The organism is Myroides sp. C4067 (assembly GCF_038039665.1).
GTDB lineage: Bacteria > Bacteroidota > Bacteroidia > Flavobacteriales > Flavobacteriaceae > Flavobacterium > Flavobacterium odoratimimum.
The window spans coordinates 180,644-202,078 of the sequence record NZ_JBBPHJ010000006.1 but is presented as its reverse complement, the minus strand read 5'-3'; the positions used below and the strand labels follow the sequence as shown (position 1 = coordinate 202,078).

The 21,435-nt window shown below is 35.2% G+C and carries 18 protein-coding genes; 4 read left to right on the top strand and 14 right to left on the bottom strand.

Annotated features, from left to right (window positions below; all coding sequences use genetic code 11):
• Positions 1-253: 253 nt before the first annotated feature.
• Together AABL87_RS06610 and ffh are read right to left on the bottom strand one after the other, a co-directional pair.
• Positions 254-1,141, bottom strand: a complete 888-nt coding sequence (locus AABL87_RS06610; RefSeq protein ID WP_006256929.1) for a bifunctional 5,10-methylenetetrahydrofolate dehydrogenase/5,10-methenyltetrahydrofolate cyclohydrolase — start codon at positions 1,139-1,141, stop codon at positions 254-256.
• A gap of 78 nt (positions 1,142-1,219) precedes the next feature.
• Positions 1,220-2,560, bottom strand: a complete 1,341-nt coding sequence (ffh, locus tag AABL87_RS06605; protein WP_006256930.1) for a signal recognition particle protein — start codon at positions 2,558-2,560, stop codon at positions 1,220-1,222.
• A gap of 214 nt (positions 2,561-2,774) precedes the next feature.
• On the opposite strand from ffh, the gene AABL87_RS06600 reads away from it, so the two are divergent.
• Positions 2,775-3,866, top strand: coding sequence for a serine hydrolase domain-containing protein (locus AABL87_RS06600; RefSeq protein ID WP_341277104.1), 1,092 nt, complete (start codon positions 2,775-2,777; stop codon positions 3,864-3,866).
• Positions 3,867-3,873: 7 nt separating this feature from the next.
• Here the strand turns inward: AABL87_RS06600 and AABL87_RS06595 are convergent, their stop codons facing one another.
• The 4 genes from AABL87_RS06595 to AABL87_RS06580 all read right to left on the bottom strand — a co-directional run bounded on the left by AABL87_RS06595 (position 3,874) and on the right by AABL87_RS06580 (position 8,665).
• Entirely contained in the window at positions 3,874-6,537 is a 2,664-nt protein-coding gene (locus AABL87_RS06595) for a TonB-dependent receptor (protein ID WP_341277103.1), read from the bottom strand.
• Position 6,538: 1 nt separating this feature from the next.
• Positions 6,539-7,363 carry a GLPGLI family protein gene (locus tag AABL87_RS06590; protein WP_006263084.1) on the bottom strand — a complete coding sequence of 275 codons (825 nt, stop codon included), beginning with the start codon at positions 7,361-7,363 and terminating at the stop codon, positions 6,539-6,541.
• 115 nt (positions 7,364-7,478) lie between these two features.
• Entirely contained in the window at positions 7,479-7,673 is a 195-nt protein-coding gene (locus AABL87_RS06585) for a hypothetical protein (RefSeq protein WP_016649775.1), read from the bottom strand.
• 167 nt (positions 7,674-7,840) lie between these two features.
• Entirely contained in the window at positions 7,841-8,665 is an 825-nt protein-coding gene (locus tag AABL87_RS06580; RefSeq protein WP_341277102.1) for a GLPGLI family protein, read from the bottom strand.
• A gap of 205 nt (positions 8,666-8,870) precedes the next feature.
• Between AABL87_RS06580 and AABL87_RS06575 the strand changes: the two genes are divergently transcribed.
• Positions 8,871-10,562: an RluA family pseudouridine synthase gene (locus tag AABL87_RS06575; RefSeq protein WP_341277101.1), complete on the top strand. Its 1,692-nt coding sequence runs from the start codon at positions 8,871-8,873 to the stop codon at positions 10,560-10,562.
• Positions 10,563-10,601: 39 nt separating this feature from the next.
• Positions 10,602-11,834: a DUF445 domain-containing protein gene (locus AABL87_RS06570; RefSeq protein WP_016649777.1), complete on the top strand. Its 1,233-nt coding sequence runs from the start codon at positions 10,602-10,604 to the stop codon at positions 11,832-11,834.
• 301 nt (positions 11,835-12,135) lie between these two features.
• Here the strand turns inward: AABL87_RS06570 and AABL87_RS06565 are convergent, their stop codons facing one another.
• The 7 genes from AABL87_RS06565 to hisS form a co-directional block, all read right to left on the bottom strand.
• The gene (locus AABL87_RS06565; RefSeq protein WP_341277100.1) at positions 12,136-12,894 is read right to left on the bottom strand and encodes a hypothetical protein; all 759 of its coding nucleotides are present in this window, start codon (positions 12,892-12,894) and stop codon (positions 12,136-12,138) included.
• Positions 12,891-13,391, bottom strand: a complete 501-nt coding sequence (locus tag AABL87_RS06560; protein WP_006263077.1) for a hypothetical protein — start codon at positions 13,389-13,391, stop codon at positions 12,891-12,893. Before AABL87_RS06560 ends, AABL87_RS06565 begins: the two co-directional genes overlap by 4 nt.
• A 121-nt stretch (positions 13,392-13,512) precedes the next feature.
• Positions 13,513-14,025, bottom strand: a complete 513-nt coding sequence (locus AABL87_RS06555) for an ankyrin repeat domain-containing protein (RefSeq protein ID WP_341277099.1) — start codon at positions 14,023-14,025, stop codon at positions 13,513-13,515.
• A 200-nt stretch (positions 14,026-14,225) separates the two neighbouring features.
• Positions 14,226-15,749 carry a catalase gene (locus AABL87_RS06550; protein WP_006266515.1) on the bottom strand — a complete coding sequence of 508 codons (1,524 nt, stop codon included), beginning with the start codon at positions 15,747-15,749 and terminating at the stop codon, positions 14,226-14,228.
• Between the two features lie 323 nt (positions 15,750-16,072).
• On the bottom strand, positions 16,073-16,879 hold the full coding sequence (locus AABL87_RS06545; protein WP_006256938.1) for a DUF4261 domain-containing protein: 807 nt from the start codon (positions 16,877-16,879) through the stop codon (positions 16,073-16,075).
• A gap of 78 nt (positions 16,880-16,957) precedes the next feature.
• Positions 16,958-17,353, bottom strand: a complete 396-nt coding sequence (locus AABL87_RS06540) for a hypothetical protein (protein WP_230493112.1) — start codon at positions 17,351-17,353, stop codon at positions 16,958-16,960.
• Between the two features lie 63 nt (positions 17,354-17,416).
• A complete protein-coding gene (hisS, locus tag AABL87_RS06535; protein ID WP_006266513.1) occupies positions 17,417-18,787 on the bottom strand; it encodes a histidine--tRNA ligase in 1,371 nt (456 codons plus the stop codon).
• Positions 18,788-18,973: 186 nt separating this feature from the next.
• Here hisS and AABL87_RS06530 point away from each other — a divergent pair, with 186 nt between their 5' ends.
• The gene (locus tag AABL87_RS06530; RefSeq protein WP_341277098.1) at positions 18,974-20,215 is read left to right on the top strand and encodes an ABC transporter permease; all 1,242 of its coding nucleotides are present in this window, start codon (positions 18,974-18,976) and stop codon (positions 20,213-20,215) included.
• Between the two features lie 397 nt (positions 20,216-20,612).
• Here the strand turns inward: AABL87_RS06530 and AABL87_RS06525 are convergent, their stop codons facing one another.
• Positions 20,613-21,308 (bottom strand): pseudouridine synthase, encoded by a 696-nt coding sequence (locus tag AABL87_RS06525; RefSeq protein WP_006256942.1) that lies wholly within the window; start codon positions 21,306-21,308, stop codon positions 20,613-20,615.
• Positions 21,309-21,435 lie beyond the last annotated feature (127 nt).

Below are 21,435 nucleotides of genomic sequence, written 5' to 3'. Positions count from 1 at the left end.
TAACACATCAGTAGAGACACAATATTTTGTATTTTCAATAAATACATCTCCAATATAACACATCAATAGAGATGCAATATTTTACATGTCACACAATACATCTCCAATATAACACATCAGTAGAGATGCAATACTTTGCATGTCACACAATACATACCCAATATAACACATCAGTAAAGGCGATTAATATGAAACAAAAAAAAGAGAGATGATCTCTCATCTCTCTTGATATATAAATAGAATAGTCTAATTCTTATTCCCCTTTTTTAGCTCTTCTTGATCTAGCTAATAAAGTATTCTTCAATAACATCGCTATTGTCATTGGTCCTACACCACCTGGTACAGGAGTGATAAAAGCGGCTTTCTTACTAACCTCATCGAAGTCCACATCTCCTGCGATAACGTATCCTCTAGGATTAGTCTCGTCTGGTACTCGTGTGATACCTACGTCTACTACAGTTACTCCATCCTTCACCATATCTCCTTTTAAGAAGTAAGGCACTCCTAATGCTGAAATGATAATGTCTGCTTCTCTAGTAATCTCTGCAATATTCTTAGTACGACTATGTGTAAGTGTCACAGTAGCATCCCCAGGATAACCTTTACGGCTTAATAAGATACTCATAGGACGACCTACAATGTGAGAACGACCGATAACTACTACGTTTTTACCTGCTGTCTCTACTTTATAACGCTCTAATAATTCCATGATTCCATAAGGAGTAGCTGGCAAAAATGTTTCCATCTCTAGAGCCATACGACCGAAGTTCGTTGGGTGGAACCCATCTACGTCTTTATCCGCATCGATAGCTAATAAGATTTTTTGCTCATCAATGTGTTTTGGAAGAGGTAATTGAACGATATATCCATCTATAGCAGGATCAGCATTCAATTCTTTTACTTTAGCTAAAAGCTCTTCTTCTGTAGTTTCTTCTGGCAAAGAAACTAATGTAGATTCAAAACCTACTTTCTCACAAGATTTAACCTTACTTCCTACGTAAGTTAAACTTGCTCCATTAGTACCAACAATAACTGCTGCTAAATGAGGTACTTTTTCTCCACGAGCTTTCATCTGTTGAACCTCAACAGCGATCTCATTCTTGATATCTTCCGATACCTTTTTTCCGTCTAGTAGTTGCATTAAAATAAAATGTGTGTTGTGTGTATGTAAATAAAGAAGGTTTAAACCTCATAATGAACCTTAAACCTTCTTCTTTAATTATCTTTGCATGCCTTTCATTTGCCCCATCATTCTCATCAAATTCTTTCCTTTTGCCCCTTGCATCATCTTCATCATTTTGCTCATTTGATCGAACTGCTTAAGCAATTGATTCACTTGTTGTATATCTGTACCTGATCCTTTAGCGATACGGTTCTTACGTTTTACATCTATAATAGATGGTTTAGAACGTTCTGCAGGTGTCATCGAGTAGATAATAGCCTCGATATGTTTAAACGCATCATCTTCTATCTCTACATCTTTCATTGCTTTTCCAACTCCAGGTATCATCCCCATCAAGTCTTTCATATTCCCCATCTTCTTCACTTGCTGAATCTGATTTAAGAAATCATCAAAACCGAACTCATTCTTCGCGATTTTCTTCTGGATTTTACGAGCCTCTTCTTCGTCGTATTGAGCCTGTGCACGCTCTACTAACGAGATAACGTCTCCCATCCCTAAGATACGGTCTGCCATACGATCTGGATAGAACACATCTATCGCTTCCATCTTCTCACCAGTACCGATAAACTTAATCGGTTTATTTACTACTGATTTAATTGAGATTGCAGCCCCTCCACGTGTATCCCCATCTAACTTAGTAAGGATAACTCCGTCGAAGTTTAATCTATCGTTAAAAGCTTTCGCTGTATTTACGGCATCTTGTCCTGTCATAGAGTCCACTACGAATAGTGTCTCATGCGGTGTAATTGCTTTGTGAATATTAGCGATCTCCGTCATCATCTCCTCGTCTACTGCTAAACGACCAGCTGTATCGACAATCACTACATTGAATCCATTTGCTTTCGCATGCTTAATAGCATTCTCTGCAATTAGTACAGGATTGTTATTTCCTTCTTCTGAATATACTTCTATACCTAATTGATCACCTACTACGTGTAACTGATTAATAGCCGCAGGACGATATACGTCACACGCTACCAATAAAGGTTTCTTATTTTTCTTTGTCTTTAAGAAGTTTGCTAGTTTACCAGAGAACGTTGTTTTCCCTGACCCTTGCAAACCTGACATTAAAATAACTGAAGGATTACCAGATAAGTTAATACCCGCAGCCTCACCTCCCATTAATTGAGTCAACTCGTCCTTAACGATTTTGATCATCAATTGTCCTGGTTGTAAAGTTGTAAGTACCTCTTGTCCTAAGGCTTTTTCTTTTACTATATTAGTAAAATCTTTAGCAATCTTAAAGTTAACGTCGGCATCTAATAGAGCTCTACGAACCTCTTTTAGAGTGTCTGCTACATTGACTTCTGTAATCTTGCCGTGTCCCTTAAGGATATGAAAGGCTTTATCTAATTTATCACTTAAATTATCAAACATATCGGTATTATTTTAATACTTTGAGTCGCCAAAGATACTATTTAACTCGTTAAGTCACAAAAAGCAAAAGCAACAAAACATACTTTTTTAAAAATTATTTGTTATTTCGGTTATTTATCACCAATTACCTTCCCTCTACCTAACCTTTTCGAAGGAGAAAAACTTATTTATAAACCGAATATCATTACCTTAGTTTTTATAATAAATCCAAAACATGAAAAAACTACTTATACTAACCTCAGCCTTCATATTATCATGTAGTCAAACAATATACAGTCAAGACTTACACGTTAAAATAGATAGTATACGCAACCTATACAACGTTCCTGAAGTCGCCTTTGCCATTGTAACAAAAGACCAGACTGTTCAAAAAGGAATCTCAGGACATCACAAATTCAGTGAAAAGAACACACCCTCTAACGCTGATCTAAAAGACTACTTCCACTTAGGTTCTAACTCTAAAGCGATTACAGGGTTTATAGCAGCGAAGCTAGTAGAACAAGGCAAAATCGAATGGAATACTACCTATTTTGATCTATTCCCTGAAGCAAAAGAATCTGCTAATCCTGCATACTACACTGCTACACTGAAGGACTTCTTCTCTCACAGAGCTAAAGTACACGCCTTTACTAGTGGTACAGAACGCATTGGTCTACCTAAATTTGAAGGGACAAAACAACAACAGAGACAAGCTTTCGCTCAACATGTATTAACGATGGCTCCACTAGAAGCTCCTGATGGATATACCTATTCTAATGCAGGGTATAGTATAGCAGCTTCTATGTTAGAGAAAGTAGCTAACAAATCTTGGGAAGAACTAGCAAAAAATATTCTAACCAATGAACTAGGTATAGACTTCGTCATCGGCTGGCCAAATCGCAATCTAGAAAACCAACCTTGGGGACATGCCCTACAGTATGATGTACTAGAATCTGTACCTCCTACTTATAACTATGCATTAACCCTTATAGAACCTGCTGGTGACTTAAGTATGAATATAGAGAATTATATCAAATACATCCAACTCAATCTACAAGGTCTTGCAGGTCAAAACAACGCCCTTAAAGCAAGTACTTATGACTTCTTATTTAATAGTCAAAGCAAATATGCTATAGGCTGGGGGAATCTTATCAATGAAACTACTAAGCTATATGACCACGCTGGTTCTGATGGTACATTCTTTACCTATACACAGATAGATGGAATTACGAATACTGCCTATATCATTATGGCAAACAGCGGTACTGCCAATGCACAACAGGCTGTAATGAAAATAGTGCAAGTGATGAAAGAGGCTGATAAGTAAAACAATATTAAAAACTAAATGTAGCTCCTATAAGAACACTTCTACCTCGAATAGGTATCTTTAAGGAGCTGCTATTTAACCCATTATAACTCGTATACGAATACTCTTTTTTATCAAGTAAGTTCTGTAACAATGCTGTGAACTCCACTTGCTTCAACTTATATGATGCTGTAGCATCTATAAAGAAGTTTTTATAACTCTCCTTACCTCCCATATCATTATAGTTATGCTCTCCACTGAGCTGTAATTGTACATTCTTTAAAGTAAAGAAAGACAAATTCACTTGTTGAGTGATATTGTGTAACTTATCAGTATTTCTAAATTGATTGTTCTCCCAAAATATATTGTCACTAATGATATACTGTATAGACATCCAATCTAATTTCTTTACAAAAGCCTCAAAACCTACAGTCCACTGATTACTGTAGTTTGTAAACAACGTATTCTGTTGCCATATATCACTTTTATAATACTCATAAGAAGTACTTAAAGCTAATGTCGTCTTTAACTCACTAAATAACTTAGACACTCTCGTATTTAGATATAACTTATCCATCTTTATATCTTGCGCTACTTTATTGCTCCACGTATAATCCTTATCATAATATCCTTGATTAGCTACATTAATCTTAGAAGGTTGGTACCCTATATTCAAATTAAAGAATACAGAAGTCAATAGATTGCGATGATCTAAACCTACCTCATAACGCATAGACTTATACTTCTGTGGCAAGTTACCATAAGTCATAAAATCTCTATAGGTAGCCATCACCACTCCTTGATAATAATTATCTATCTGACTTACAGACTCTGTATAAGAAGTATTCGCATTAAACTTCCACAACTGATTCAAATTATAATTAAACGAAACTGAAGGTGTTATTAAGAAGTTACCTTTCTCTTCATTCTCAACTCCTATTCTGTCAGATACACTGTGTTGTTCATATTTTAGAGGTATGTTAATACGTAAATTACCTTCTTTTAAATAATATGTATAACTCGTCGTTAATGTAGTCCCATATTTCTTAAATCTTACACTATTATCATGTAGATATTGATCTAAAAAACTATATTTCTTATCTGTCTCTAATCTAGTCTTTAACTCATCATTATTATAGTACAACTCTACATTAAAAGACAGTGGATTAGACCACACTCTCATCGTCTTGCCAGATTGGGCTTTAAACAATAAATGCTTATTATCTACCTTCTGCCTATCCATACTAGACACCTTATCAGTTCCTTTAAGCGTATTTAAAGTCATACGCTCTGGCTGATCTACATATTTTATGAATGCATCGATCGTATACTTATTATTATCCGTTCCAAATATATACGCAAAGCGATTCTGAATAGTCACATTATCCTGTTTAACATGATTAGTAAACTGATCTAAGCCCTGCAGCAAACTTTCATTGCTTCTCTGCCAATTAAAGATGGTCTTCAGTTCATTCTTAAAATAGACAGCTGTGCTATTCTTTTCATAGTTCACAGAAGCATTTAATCTAGTATTACTAAGTGCAACATTCCTATCCTCGTTTAATGTCAATACTTCACCATTCATTAAATCGTAGTTAGAAATATAGTAACTATCTTGTTGTTTGTGATCTTTTGTAATGTCAACCTTAAAACGCAATGTAGCCTCCTTAGCAAGTTTCTTTAGATGGTTGATAGATCCTAAATACGTTTCATTAAACAAGTATCGTTTCTCATCCATCGGTATTCTACGAATACTCGTGTTACCGATGTATTGCTTGAGTGGCATATCAAAAGAAAACAAATCTGTAAAGTCAATCTGTTCTCTTGTATCTACTTCTATATTAACACCTGTATTATCAGACTTCGCAGTCACTAAAGTTTGACTGTTCTTGGCTATTAAAGTAGCGAATACTTTATTGCTGCTCAACAGAGGTGATCCGCCGAAAGCAGTCTTAACCTCACCAAAAGGCTTTTGTTTATACTCGTCTTTAAACTTGATATTTAAAGCCGCATTCTCACTAAATTCAACTCCTTTTAGTGTTTTGATATGTTGATTATTCTCTATCACTTGTACAGACTGTACAGCATCGATAGGTAAGTTATTAGATGCTATTGTATATTGATTACCTAGCAAGTCAAGCCCTTCCATATAAAACTTATTAATAGGCTTCCCTTGATAAGTAATAGCTCCTGTCGTATTTACTGTAATACCAGGTAGCTTCTTTAAGACATCTTTCAGATAGCGATCCTCTTTTCCTTTAAAGGGAGTGACACTGTAGTTAAGCGTATCTCCTTCTTGGGTTATAGCCTGACTTTTAATCACGATCTCCTCTATCTCTATCGCCTTGCTAAACAGTTTTACCTCTTTACTCTTTATAAACGAAATATACTCCACTCTCTCATTCTGAAACCCTAAATAGGAAAATATAATATATGCTGGTGTTTCATCACTCTTTATCAACACTTCGCCAGACTTAGTACTTAATGCATAAGTTATCATCTCATCGGTACTATCGTATACCTTACAGATAACTCCTTCTATAGGTTCGTCACTCTCTCCATTAATAACTCTCCCCTTCACAATACTACCTTGACTAAAACATAACTGAGTAAACAGCAATAAAAATATAGTCCAAAATTGATTAAACAATCTCAGACTAATTCTCTCGCTATTTATACTCTTAATGCTCATTTTACTCTAACTCTATCGGATTATAGGGTATTGACTTCATACCACTTGTATTAGCCATTTTTCCTGGTTCTGTATAAATCTTTCCTTGTAATGAAGCTCCTGGGTCAAGATGATCATTCTTATCTCCTCTTCTAAATGATTCTCTATCTGTCTTCGTTACTTTAGGATATAAGGCTATATATACATCTTCATTTTTGCGCTCTACACCATTAGCCATAAAAACGTACTCATTCTTAGTATCTCTTACTTCTAATATCAAACCTGGTAATCCAGTAAATAAGAATGGACCATCACTAATCGGCAACTCACTAGCATACCAGGCAATATAGTCACGCCCTCTAAACTTAGCAGTAGCTTTAGTACATTGATACCCTAAGATTTCTTTCTGTTCCTTTCCTATTTTCCACTCTATCTTAGGAATACCTTCCTCATATTGAAACTTATAACCTGAAATATCTCTATGAATAATTACTTTTGACTTTTCAAAGTCTTTTATTATCGTGCCTGAAAAAACATATTGTTTTAACAACTTTAATGCTTCTCCAAAATTTTCATTACTGACTGTTCCTAAAAAGTGCTTATTATTATAATCAATCATTTTATCTTCAGTTACATCTACATATTTACTCTTAGAATCAAGTATCTGTAACACTGTTTCTCCTGATTTCTTCTGATTTGTAGAGTTATCATTTAATTGATAATACACAGACAACTTAGATTGTCCTATAATCTCTGTCTCTATCTTAGGAAAGCCTTTTGACTTTTGTCCTTTAACTTTGTTTACAGTACTAAAAACTATAACTATTAAAATAAAAATATTTTTCATAATTTGTATTATACTTATAAAAACCAAGGAGTATAGTACTATATTCCTTGGTTTTAAAAATTATTAATCTAATTAGCAGTTATAAATAACTAAAATCTTCAATAAAAAAAATCAACTATTGACATCGTAATTTATTATATTTTTCTGCAGCTTTTAATGCCGCATCTCCATCAGGATACATATCTGCCTTTAAATAAAAAGTACCTCCACAATTATCATGTACAGTAATCCATCCTTCTGCAGCTGCAAATGCTACCGTACTCACTACTAAAACTGCCACTACTAAAATGGCTTTCATTGTTTTCTTCATAATTTTAAATTTATTTGGTTAAAACTAAAATCCTTCTTGTGCACCAAAGAACTTACAAATTAAAGTTATGTTAAATAAAGTTAACAAACAATATCCAAAAAAATAAATCTCATAAAAAACAAATAAATAAAAACAATTACTTAACAAATACACAACAAACACAAACATTACTCTAACTCTATCGGATTATAGGGTATTGATTTCATTCCACTTATATTAGTCACTTTTCCTGGTTCTGTATAAATCTTTCCTTGTAATGAAGCTCCTGGATCAAGATGATCATTCTTATCTCCTCTTCTAAATGATCCTCTATCTGTCTTCGTTACTTTAGGATGAATAGTTAAAAATACCTCCTCATTCTTATTCTCAATTCTATTAGCTATAAAAGCATAGGCATTCTTAGTGTCTCTTACTTCTAATATCAAACCTGGTAATCCAGTAAATAAAAATGGACCATCACTAATAGGCAAATCATCTGTGTACCACACTACATAATCACGCCCTCTAAACTTAGCAGTAGCTTTAGTACATTGATAACCTAAAATTTCTTTCTGTTCCTTTCCTATTTTCCATTCTATCTTAGGAATACTTTCCTCATATTCAAATCTCTTACCTCCTATCAAATCATTTACCACTACTTTAGATGTTGAAAAATCTTTCAGTATTACACCTTTATAAACATATTTACCAAACACCTTCAGACCTTCAGCTATATTATCCTTATTCAACTCTCCCGTAAGTGCTGCATTATTATAAGCGATAGCATCTGATTCAACTACATCAAAATACTTACTCTTAGAATCAAGTATCTGTAACACTGTTTCTCCTGATTTCTTTTTACTTGTTGAGTTATCTTCTAATTGATAATACACAGACAACTTAGATTGTCCTATAATCTCTGTTTCTATCTTAGGAAAGCCTTTTGTACTCTGAGCAGACATATTATTTACTACTATAAAAAACAGATACATTAAATTCAATATTTTTTTCATCTTTGCTATTCTTTATATAACAAGATATTTTACCTTGTCTAAATAACTAATTAATTAGTTACTAAACTACAAAAATAGTTTTACATCTTTTAATAATTATCAAATACTTTTTGAAATAGCTAAATATGAATTATAAGATTTTAAAACAATGCTCTTTCCCATCTCCCTTTTATCCTTAATTTTGCAGTCTAAAAATTAGAATTACATGTCTCAGCCTAAAGCTATCTTCAGAAAGTTTACCAGTGATGTGCAGTCTATAGCACTGCCGACTAAGTTTACTTTCCCTTTTTATTACGAACCTCATCCCCTAACCGTACTAGCAGCAGAAGAGTTACAACGTGAACTAAGTACACATCCTCTTATAGCACCGCTATTTGACACAGGGGATGAGAATTGCCTACCTACAGGTAAGATGTTTGGTGTACTAGTAGTAAAAAATGAAAAAGGAGAACTAGGCTACTTAGCAGGCTTCTCTGGTAAGCTAGGCAGTCATACAGACCTAGAGGGATATGTACCTCTAATCTTTGACCTGTGGAATGAAGACGGCTTTTTTGCAAGAGAAGATGTAGAGGTAAAAGCTATTAATGCTATCAATGCCAAAATAGAAAAACTAGAAGCAGATACTGTATATAGCAATGCCAAAGCTTTATTGAAACAACAGATAGCTGAAGAAAAAACAGCCATCGAAGAGAAGAAAGCACAGCATAAAAAACAAAAAAACGAGCGAAAAGCCATCCGAAAAGAACAAGAAGCTATACTCTCTCCTGAAGAATTTCAGCTTTTAAATGATGATTTAGTCAAACAGAGCTTAAGAGATAAATATGAGTTGCGCGTACTGACAGAATATTGGCAAGAGCAAATCACTACGACTAGAGATATCACGACAAGTATAGAAGAGGAGCTAAATAACCTAAAAGAAGAACGCAAACAAAAGTCTAATGGACTACAGCAAAAACTATTCGCTTCTTACAAATTCTTAAATTACAAAGGAGAGGAACAAAGCTTATTAGAGATCTTCGAAAAGACAGTATTACAACAGCCACCTGCTGCTGCAGGAGACTGTGCCGCTCCTAAACTGATGCAATACGCCTATGAGCATAATTATACGCCTATTGCCTTAGGAGAATTCTGGTGGGGAGAGTCTCCGAAGTCAGAGATTCGCAAGCATCAGCACTTCTACCCTTCTTGTCGCAGTAAGTGTGAGCCTATTTTAGGACATATGCTAGAAGGCTTAGAAGTAGATGATAACCCACTACTAATCAACCCTGCTCTTAATAGACCTATTGAGGTAGTCTATGAGGATGAGTACTTTGCTATTGTCAATAAGCCTGAAGACTTCTTATCTGTACCTGGTATTTATATACTAGACTCTGTATATGAACGTATGAAACTTCGCTACCCTAATGCTACAGGGCCTCTTATCGTACACCGATTAGACATGCCTACATCAGGTATCTTAATCATTGCTAAGGATAAAGACTCTCATAAAGCACTACAGAGCCAGTTTATAAAGAAGAGCTTAGAGAAGAGATATGTCGCTATACTTGATGGTATCATAGCAGAAGACGAAGGGATTATAGAACTACCGTTGAGAATAGACTTTGACGATAGACCTAGACAGATGGTATGCTATGAATATGGCAAGTATGCCAAGACTAGATACGAAGTGATAGAACGAAAAGATGGCAAGACAAAAGTGTACTTCTATCCTATCACAGGGCGTACACATCAGCTGCGTATGCATGCCTCACACCCAAAAGGACTAAACACACCTATAGTAGGTGATGACCTATATGGTACCAAAGCAGATAGACTATACCTACATGCAGAAAGTATCACTTTTAGACATCCAAAGACATACGAATTAATGACATTTACCATAAAAGAGAGCTTCTAAGCTCTCTTTTTTCATTACATTAGCTATAAATACAGCACTATGAATGAAAAGAAAAAACAGTTACAAAAGCATAAACGCATAGCTACTGGTCTATTTATACTTATGGCTATCCTCTATATCTCTATGGTATATGCCATCAGACATTCACCTGCTTCGTGGATGGGATATGTCAAGGCATTCTCAGAAGCTGCGATGGTCGGGGCACTAGCAGACTGGTTTGCAGTGACAGCTCTTTTTAGACATCCGATGGGCATGCCCATTCCGCATACTAATCTTATTGTCAATAGCAAAAACAAGATTGGAGATAACCTAGGAGACTTTGTCACAGATAACTTCTTGACGTCAGAGAATATCAGACCTTATGTGGAGAAAGTTGATTTAGCGAATATGATTTCTACTTGGTTAAACAAACCTAATAATCAAATCATTTTAGAGCATGAGATTACTTCACTTGCCAAACGAATACTCGCTGAACTAGAAGATGAAACAATCATCGCACTGATGACTTCAAAAGCGAAAGAAGGCATCGCGGCTATTAATATTCAAAGCTTTGTATCACAAGGAGTCACCTATGCTATCGAAAAGAATGAACACAACAGATTATTAGATATTATCTTGCCTAAGGCACAACTCTATGTAGAAGAACACCGCCAAGAAATATATGACAATGTCGTAGAGAAAAAACCTATCTTAGGGCTTATCGGAGGTAAAGCGGTGACGAATCAACTTATCAGTGGTATCAATACCTTCTTAAGTGATATAGAAAAAGACCCTCATCACAAAATAAGAAAAGAGATTACCCTAAGGTTAGAAATGCTCGCTGTAGATATAGAAGCTTCTCCTATGTGGAAAGCTAAGTTTGATGAAATCATAGGTCAATTCATTACTGATGATACTATTCATACGTATATGCAAGATCTATGGTGCTCTACGAAGGAAAATCTACTCGTACAACTAGAGGACAATAACTCAGTACTGCGCAAGTACATCTCTAATAGCCTGTCTAAAATAGCCCTAGACTTAGAGAATAACGAAGAGAATAAAATCAAGATCAATAAGTGGATACAACACACCATCTATAAAGTAGCTCTTAAAAACACAAAAGAAGTAGGGCAACTAATCAGAAATACTGTAGATAGCTGGGATGGTCGCGAACTAAGTGATAAACTAGAACTAGAAGTAGGTAAAGACTTACAGTATATCCGTATCAACGGTACTCTAGTGGGAGGACTAGTAGGACTACTTATTTATATTATTACTTCCTTGCTATAATTATATTACACTTGTAATATAACTAGGCTAATTTATTGTAATCTTTATACCTATTTTACACTACTCTGCTTCCTATCTCCTCTTAAAATGAGTTGAGGTGAGTCCGTAGTGAGTCCGTTATGAGTCCGTAGTGTGTCCGTTAAATCAAGTAAAAAAACGGAGGCAATACCTACTTAAACCATAAACAATATCGAAATATCTGCTATTAGACTAAACTTAGTTTACTATAAAGCTAATACTACAGAACAAAAAAAGCTGTAACATCTCTGTTACAGCTTCATTATATTAGATGGTTTAGGATCTAATTATCAGATTGTCCTTTTAGGCTTACTTCATTTCCTTCACTATCTATTGTAATGATAGTTACTTCATGTGCTACTTCTGACTCAGGATTATCCATTAAGATCGTGATCATGTTATTCGCTTTTTTATCTTTAAAATACAATACTCTATTACCCATTGTACCTTGTATATCTTCAGTTCCTTCTAGAATCAGGTCAGGGACATCAGATACTAGCTTACCGTCGTTCCATATTGTTAAGCGCATTACTTTCTCATCTTTTCTATCTATACGCCAGATATCCTGTCCTGTTTTAATAATAGCATATGGTTCTAAGAACTTATTCACACTTCTGTGCAATCTCTTCTTATCTGCCTGAATCATTTCTTCTCTTATCTTCTTCTCTAGCTCAGTCTGATCGATAATGCGATAAATATCTCCGCTCTCTGTCAGCCACATTCTACCCAAGTCAAACATAATACCGCGCCATCCCATATGACTGTATTCTTCTATTACAGAGTTCGCTATCTTAGCTGAAAACTCGGGTACAAAAAACTCTTCAAAACGACTCACAAATTCGAACTCGGAAGTCACTGGTGGCAAAGGGTATTCTCGCTTCAAAGGATAGACTATTCTCTTGGCAATACCTTCTCTATCTTCATTCTCAAACAAAGTGATTAAGGATTTTATTCGTTCTACCGAAGCATCAGACAGATTACTCTCCTGACTATACCCACTTAATCCCATCACTAGGAATAAAACTGCTAATATTCTTTTCATATTTTTATTTTCTTTTTTAATCTTTCTAATCTATCACGCATATGCTCTGACAGTAGTTTCTGTACTTCTAGATCTGACTCCGTTTCTTTTAAATAATCGAAGTGCACTAATAATTCTTCTATTCTCTCTTGACTCAATTCTATATTAGCTGTACTCAAAAAAGTATCAAAAGAAATATGAGCTGCACATAGATAATCAAATAAATACTCTTTCCCTCCTCTTTCTAATAAAGTCTGTGCTAATAAATGAAACTTATTATACACTGAAAAATTAAGTTTAGACGCTGTCCCGATATGGATAAATAACTCTCTTAATAGAGGCAAATCTACAGTATCTAATTGCTGACAAACTAACTCTGCTATCTGAATTCTAAAAAGGTAATTATCATCTTTAAACTTAGCTCCATACTTTCCGTTCCAATCTAGGGCTAACCACTCACTATCAGACGAAGAATAATTATCTATAAAACTTTGAAAATCAACACTACTCACTTCCATATCTCCTTACTTTTTTTATTCTAATACGAATGATAAAAATACAACTAAAAATAAAAAAGCGAACAATTACTTTTCTACTATTTAAAAAGTAATTGTTCGCTTATATTTAGATCCTTATTCTTTACTGTAAGAGTGAGATCATCTCTTTATTATCTTGTAATACGGCATGGTCTAATGCTGTCTTTCCTCTATTATCTTTTACTGTCTTATCTGCACCTGCCTTTAGTAAAGCACCTACAATATCAGTAGTCCCAAAAGTTACTGCAAAAATAAGAGGATTAGCATCATTACTATTCCTTCTATTGACATCTGCACCTGACTCTAATAACCAATTAACCAAAGTCAAATTCTTTTTAAACACAGCTCCTATCAAGGCTGTATTGCCCATAGCATCTTGTTTCTCTAGGTCTACTCCTGCTTCTAGTAGTACCTTCACTACCTCCTTACTATCGTTATACACTGCTATCGTTAAGGGAGTAAAAGAACGATCATTGACTTGATTTAAATCTATCTTTTGACTGACCAACTGCTTTACCTCCTCTGTATTATTCTCTCTTGCGGCTGTAAATATATCTTGTCCAAAACTAATCTGAACACTACATAACAACAGTCCTACTATCATCCATTGTTTCATCACTAACACTAAAAATAGATTCAACACAAATACATATCCATAGAAGCAAATCTAGGTACAGAACAATGGTAGAAAGTAAATAATATAAAAATATAAGCTTGTACCTAAATCTGTTCTTCTATACTCTTGATAAAATATGATGTGGGGCCATATAGAGTAGATAATGTATCTATGCTGAATCCTTGTTTATACTATATCTATTATTGAGCTAAATAAGGTTTTATCTCATCTAGTTTCATATCTACTGCTTTTAATAAGCGCGTACCATATTCTTTATCAGCTTGATAAAAATAAGCAATCATCTTATGTACAATCACCTTATTCTTAATCGTCTTAAATGCTCCACTCAAATTCTTGATTAAATTATCTTGGTCTTTTTTAGAGAACGAGCGATATAGATCACCAGCTTGTTTAAAGTTATTCTCCTTATCTATCACATGCTGTGTAGTACTAACAGGTTTAAAGAACTCAGACTTAGAGTACATAAACTTAGCATTATCTACTACTTCAGGTTTATTAGTAGATGGCTGATAGTTCACATCACCAGACTGTACACGTGTAGACATATACCCATTCTGGTTATAAGTAGTCGCTGTATTCTTAGGTGCATTAACAGGTATTTGTTGGAAATTCCCTGTTAAACGGTGACGTTGTGTATCTGCATAAGAGAATAATCTTCCTTGTAACAGTTTATCCTCAGAAGGCTCTATACCAGGCACTAATGTACTAGGTGCAAAGGCAGCTTGTTCTACCTGTTGGAAGTAGTTCGTAGGATTAGCCTTTAATGTCATTGTACCTACTTTTACAGACTTCGCTATCTCAGCTGGCCAAATCTTCGTTACATCTACAGGATTAAAGTCTAAGGCATCAAAGTCTTCTCTCTTTAACATCTGTACATATAAGTCCCAGATAGGATAATCACCTCTATCTATTGCGTGATATAAGTCTAAAGTCGCATGCTCTACTGAAGTTGCTTGGATAGCGTTAGCCTCTTCTTGTGTCAGGTTTTTAATCTCCTGACGAGGTACCCATTTATACTTTACATACGTTACTTCTCCTTTATCATTCACCCATTTATACGCGTGTACTCCATTCCCTTCCATCTGTCTAAAGTTAGCTGGTATACCATAATCAGAGAACAGCCAAGTAAACATATGAGTAGATTCTGGCAAATTAGAAAAGAAGTCAAATACTCTATTCGGATCTGATGCCCCATTAGTCAAAGGAGACGGTTTAAAAGCGTGTACCATATCAGGGAACTTAATCGCATCTCTGATAAAGAATACCGGAAGGTTATTTCCGACTAAGTCATAGTTACCTTGCTCTGTATAGAACTTTACCGCAAAACCACGTGGGTCTCTATACGTCTCTGGTGATCCTTGCTGATGTGTCACAGTAGAGAATCGTACCATCACAGGCGTTGTCTTACCTGCTTGTGATAAAAAGTCTGCCATCGTCACATCCGAAAAATCAGCACTCGCTACAAACTCTCCGAAAGCTCCAGCTCCACGAGCGTGTACTACTCTCTCAGGAATACGCTCTCTGTCAAAAGCAGCTAACTTCTCTATTAAATGGATGTCTTCTAATAATACTTGTCCATTATTACCAATGGTTTTAGAATGTTGATTACTTCCTACAGGGCTACCTGTATTCGTAGTCAAAACTTGAGCTTGAATAAATGATGATACTACTAATGCAGATATCAAAAAACTACGTTTAAGCATAAAATTAATATTTGTTGTTTAGATTTTTTCTTTACATCACAAATATATTATACCACTCAACGGCAAGTCAGTCTTTACTAATGATAGATTTTATTCTATCATAGGTACTATTTATCATAAATACTATCTATTATAGATTCCTCTATATCGCCTACTATTTATTCATAAAAAAACAAGTTTAGTCCTCAATGTACTATAATACCTAGGATCTCTCTATCATACTACTCCTCTGTGTAAACAAAAAAGGAGCAATAATCTTTTAAAAACTATTACTCCTCAGGGTTCAATTATATATATTCTATTGTAAGTGTCTACTTTTCTGACTAACTCATCACTACATTGATCACTGTTCTTCTAGGTTGAGACGAAGAGAACTCCTTATGACAAGTCCATTTGCTTCCTGGCTCAAACCCTTCTATTGTATTTCCATCTTCTATGACATCCCCTGCTTCCATTAAATAATAAGCATAGTCCCATAGACGACCTGCTACCTCATTCACTATCGTATCATCATCAAAGAAAAACTGAAAATCAGAAATACCTAACGCATGTAACCCTACTGTATCCATTAACAAACTTCCATACTCTGGCTGATTCACATTATATAAACGAACATTGATCATTAAGTCTAATGCAACGTAGTTAGGATCTAGACAGTCTCTCATAAATACTTCTGGATCAATCAACTTCTCACCGTGCTCAGAAACAATGATAGTAGGCTGAGCTACTTTAGCCATCGCAAAAAGCATCTGCTGCATTAATACAATACGTATGCGAGGCTCTAAACTTCTACTCAAAAAATCAGTCACTAACACTTCATATTGACAATTCTTCAATACCTCTGCTCCCTCTTCCCAATGCCAATTCTGTTCTGTATATTTCTGGTCAATCTTCTTAACACTGTCATCCTCTGCATGCATCACGACACACTGCGCAGGCACAATACCCTCTTCGAACTCTACTTCACAATCAGGGAAAGTAAACACATTAGCCTCTTTTGCAAAGGTTACATTAGGAAACACTTGTTTTAATTCTTCTAATACTGCTTGTAGGTCTATAGATGGCTTCTGTTCAAATAACAATCTAAACATCATCATCTTCGGGTTATTACCTAGTTTTTTACTTCCCATATCTTATTGAAATATTATTAATGTATTGCAAGTTTAAAATTACGGAATTACAACAATTAAAAGATGAGTATTATCACCTTATTTGCTATAAGTCTTTTTTAATAGCTTATCGATCTGATAACCATGCTGTACTAATAGATCTAAACCATCTAACTCTAGTCTTTCTTTTGTTGGCCTCCACCCTTGTTCTAATCCATAATCTAAGGCTAAACGGATAAATAATGGTCGATTTAAATTCACTACTATTTCTTTTTCTAACGCTGTATTATATAATAGCACACCATGATTAAGTGGATTACCTACATAATAATCATCTAACACACGGAAGTGGACGAATAAAGCATACTTACTATACTTATCTACAAAGATGCGCATAATGAAAATGCTCTCCTCTGTATCAGCGATATAAGTACCTCCTATACTATATAGGTACTCCGAGTTATCTACTCTTAGTGTTCTTAGCTTCTTCTTCATAGGCATAAAAAAAGGTATGTGTAAGTAAACACATACCTTCTATATTTCAAAATAAACTATTCGTTATTTTAATTTAGCAATCAGCTCTTCTAATGATAATACCTCCTGCTCACCTGATGCTAATTCCTTTAGTGTATATTTCTGATCTGCCATTTCTTGAGATCCTACTAACACTGCATAAGGAATTCCTTTCTTATCTGCGAACTGGAATTGCTTACCTACTTTAGCTTTATCAGGGTAAACTTCTGTACGGATACCAGCATCTCTTAGCTTCATCACTGCTTGTACTCCATAGCTCATCTCTTCTTCTCCCATATTTAAGAACATCGCTTTAGAAGATGCACTTACTGTCTCTGGGAATAGATTTAACTCTTCCATCACTAAATAGATACGGTCTAAACCGAATGAAATACCTACCCCGCTCATATCTTTAAGCCCGAAGATACCTGTAAGGTCATCATAACGACCACCTCCACCTATAGAACCAAGCTGTACTGTCTCAGGTGCTCCAATCTCAAAGATCGCTCCTGTATAGTAATTAAGTCCTCTAGCTAAAGTCACATCTAAGTTTAATTTCGCTGTCTGTAGCCCGATAAGCGCTACTTCTCTTCCTACGAATGCTAACTCTTCTACTCCTTTTAATCCTTCTTCTGATGAAGCTAACATTACACGTAGTTTCGCTAATTTCTCTTCAAAAGTACCTGTGAAGTTAAACAATGCTTTTACTTTTTCAATAGACTCTGCAGCAATACCTTTTTCGATCATTTCTGCTTTTACTCCATCTTCCCCTATCTTATCTAGTTTATCAAGAGCTACAGTAAAGTCAATTAACTTATCACTTGCATCAATCACCTCAGCAATACCTGCTAATATCTTTCTATTGTTTAGTTTTATAGTTACTCCATTTACTCCTAATGCAGTGAATACTCTATCATATAGTGTAACGAACTCTACCTCTTGCCACAGTGATTTAGATCCGATCACATCAGCATCACACTGATAGAACTCTCTATATCTACCTTTCTGTGGACGGTCTGCACGCCATACAGGCTGCATTTGGTAACGTTTAAAAGGGAAGTCTAACTCATTCTGGTGCATTACTACATAACGAGCAAAAGGCACAGTCAAGTCATAACGCAATGCCTTCTCAGAGATTTGATTCGTTAGTTTTAAACTATTCTTGCTCTCTAATGCAGTCTCATCTACTTTACTTAAGTAATCCCCTGAGTTTAAAATCTTAAAAATTAAACGATCACCCTCTTCGCCATACTTACCAAGTAGTGTATCAAGGTTTTCGAAAGAAGGAGTCTCGATGGGATGGAATCCAAATTTCTCAAATCCATGTCGGATAGTCTGCATGATGTATTGTCTTCTTGCTACTTCTGTTGGAGAAAAGTCTCTTGTACCTTTTGGAATTCCAGGTTTCTTTGCCATCTCTAATTAATTTTTATGTATTATTATTAGACAAAACTACTACTTTTTTTAAAATCCTCCTATTGAATCAGAGGGGTAAGTATGAGTATTTGTCACTTATTTTAAGAAAAGAGGATAACTGTGAGGTTTAAACTTTTTTTGTGTATTTTTACTTCTAGCAACTATATTAATTACTCCTACCACTATATGTTTAAAATCGGAATCGAAAACATGAGAATCGCCTTGACAAGTATTAAGAGTCAGATACTCCGTACTTGTATCACTGTGTTTATCATAGCGATCGGTATATGGGCATTAGTAGGAATATTAGCTGTAGTCTCTGCTCTACGCAATACAATATTAGATGACTTTGCCTCTATGGGAGCAAATACATTTACGATATTGAGATACGATGTCGCAGACAGAATGGCTAAGAATAAGTCTGTACAAAAAGTTAATCCTGTTATTACCTATAGTGAAGCACAGGCATTTAAAAGAGAGTTTTTGTTTCCTTTCGCTAATGTGTCTCTGTCTTTTAACGCTGCCTCGAATATCGAAGTCAAAAATGACTTCATGAAAACAGATCCTGAAATCCCTATTATCGGATGTGATGAGAACTACTTATCCAATAGTGGATTAACTGTCACGGAGGGTAGAAACTTCAGTTATACTGATATTGCTAATGATCACTTTGTGTGTGTTATCGGTTCTGACTTTTCTAAAAAGATGTTTAAAGATCAGAATCCGATAAGTCAGGTTATCTCTATCCGAGGGTACAAATTTAGAATAATAGGGATGCTGAAAGAGCAAGGAAGTACTTTTGGTCAAAATGAAGACCAACGAATCTTTATCCCGATAAAGATTGCTCGTTCTATATTTAATAGTGCACATGGTAATTATGATATCAAGATAGGTCTATTACAAGATAACTTACTTAATCAAGCCATAGATCAGGCTACTATAGACTTTAGAAATATCAGAAAACTAACTCCTGCTCAACCTTCTAATTTTGGTATCGAACGCAGTGATGATTTGATACGCTCTATGATGAAACAGGTGAATATGCTGAATGTAGCAGCCTGGGTAATCGGTCTAATCACAATACTAGGATCGTCTATAGCACTGATGAATATCATGCTCGTATCTGTCACTGAACGTACTCGTGAGATAGGTGTTCGCAAATCTCTAGGTGCTAAAAAGAAAACAATAGCAATACAGTTCTTTACTGAAACAATCATCATCGGTCAGTTAGGTGGGCTATTAGGCACCTTACTTGGTATCCTGACAGCTTATGCTTTAGCCCAAGTCATGAGCTTTAGTTTTACAGTGCCGTGGACAGCTATCATAGCTGCTTTTACTACTACCTTCGTTGTTGCGATAATATCAGGGCTATACCCTGCGATGAAAGCTGCTAAGCTAGATCCTGTAGAAGCATTGAGATATGAGTAGTGTCTTTTTGAAATCGTGAAATCGTTTTTTTGTGATGGTGTCAAGGTGTGATGAAGAATATCTCGTTGCACAAAGTCTCCTGACTTTGAGGCTTTATAACACTATTATCTTATTTACTGTGACACGCAAGATATGCGTCTCTACTTTATGTTGGGGTGGTTTGTACTCTCGCTGCGCAAAGTCTCCTGACTTTGAGCCTTTATAACACTATTATCTAATTTACTGTGACACGCAAGATATTGCATCTCTACTTTATGTTGGGATGGTTTGTACTCTCGCTACGCAAAGTCTACTGACTTTGAGTCTTTATAACACTATTATCTTATTTACTGTGACACGCAAGATATTGCGTATTTACTTTATGTAGTGGACGTAATATACACCGTTAACTGCCAACCTAATAATACTGTTCTAAGTCAAAGTCCAGTACAGCGTTATACTTACGATACTGCTCATCGATAGTTGCTCTAAGTTCTATGACTTCCTTTGTAACAGGGTGTGTAAATTTCAGTTCTAAAGCATGTAATAACATCGCTCCTAATCCATGTCTGTCAAGCCAAAGCTTATTCTGCTTATTACAGCCATGTGGGCGACTCCCTAGAATAGGGTGAAAGATATGTTTAAAATGCTTGCGCAATTGGTGTTGTCTTCCTGTCTCAGGATAAGCTTCTACCAAGGAATAACGAGAAGTCAAGTGCTTACCAAATGGCATTTCTACCTCTACTCTCTGCAAGGTTTTGTAATATGTTTTTGCTTCTTGTACTTGACCATTGTCATTGGTCAAAGCATAATCAATTGTCTCTTCATCTATCGTATATCCTCTCACGATAGCGATATACTTCTTCTCTACACTACGGGTAGCAAAGTCATCATTAAGCTGTTTTAGAATCTCTTTATCCAAAGCAAACAATAATACGCCTGATGTCTTTCTGTCTAAGCGATGTACTGGATAAACATACTGCCCTATCTGATCTCTTAAGATCTGAATAGCATACTCCTGAATATCACTTGCTATAAAAGATTTGTGTACTAATAAATCACGTGGCTTATTAATCGCTACTATATACTCGTCTTGGTAAAGGATTTCTAACATCTGACAAAGATAAAAAAGCAATAAAGACAATCACTAAAAACAACACAACCTTATTAGTATTCATATAAAAAGCACAAACAACAAACAATTAAACAACACAATACATAATAAAATAAAAATACAATAT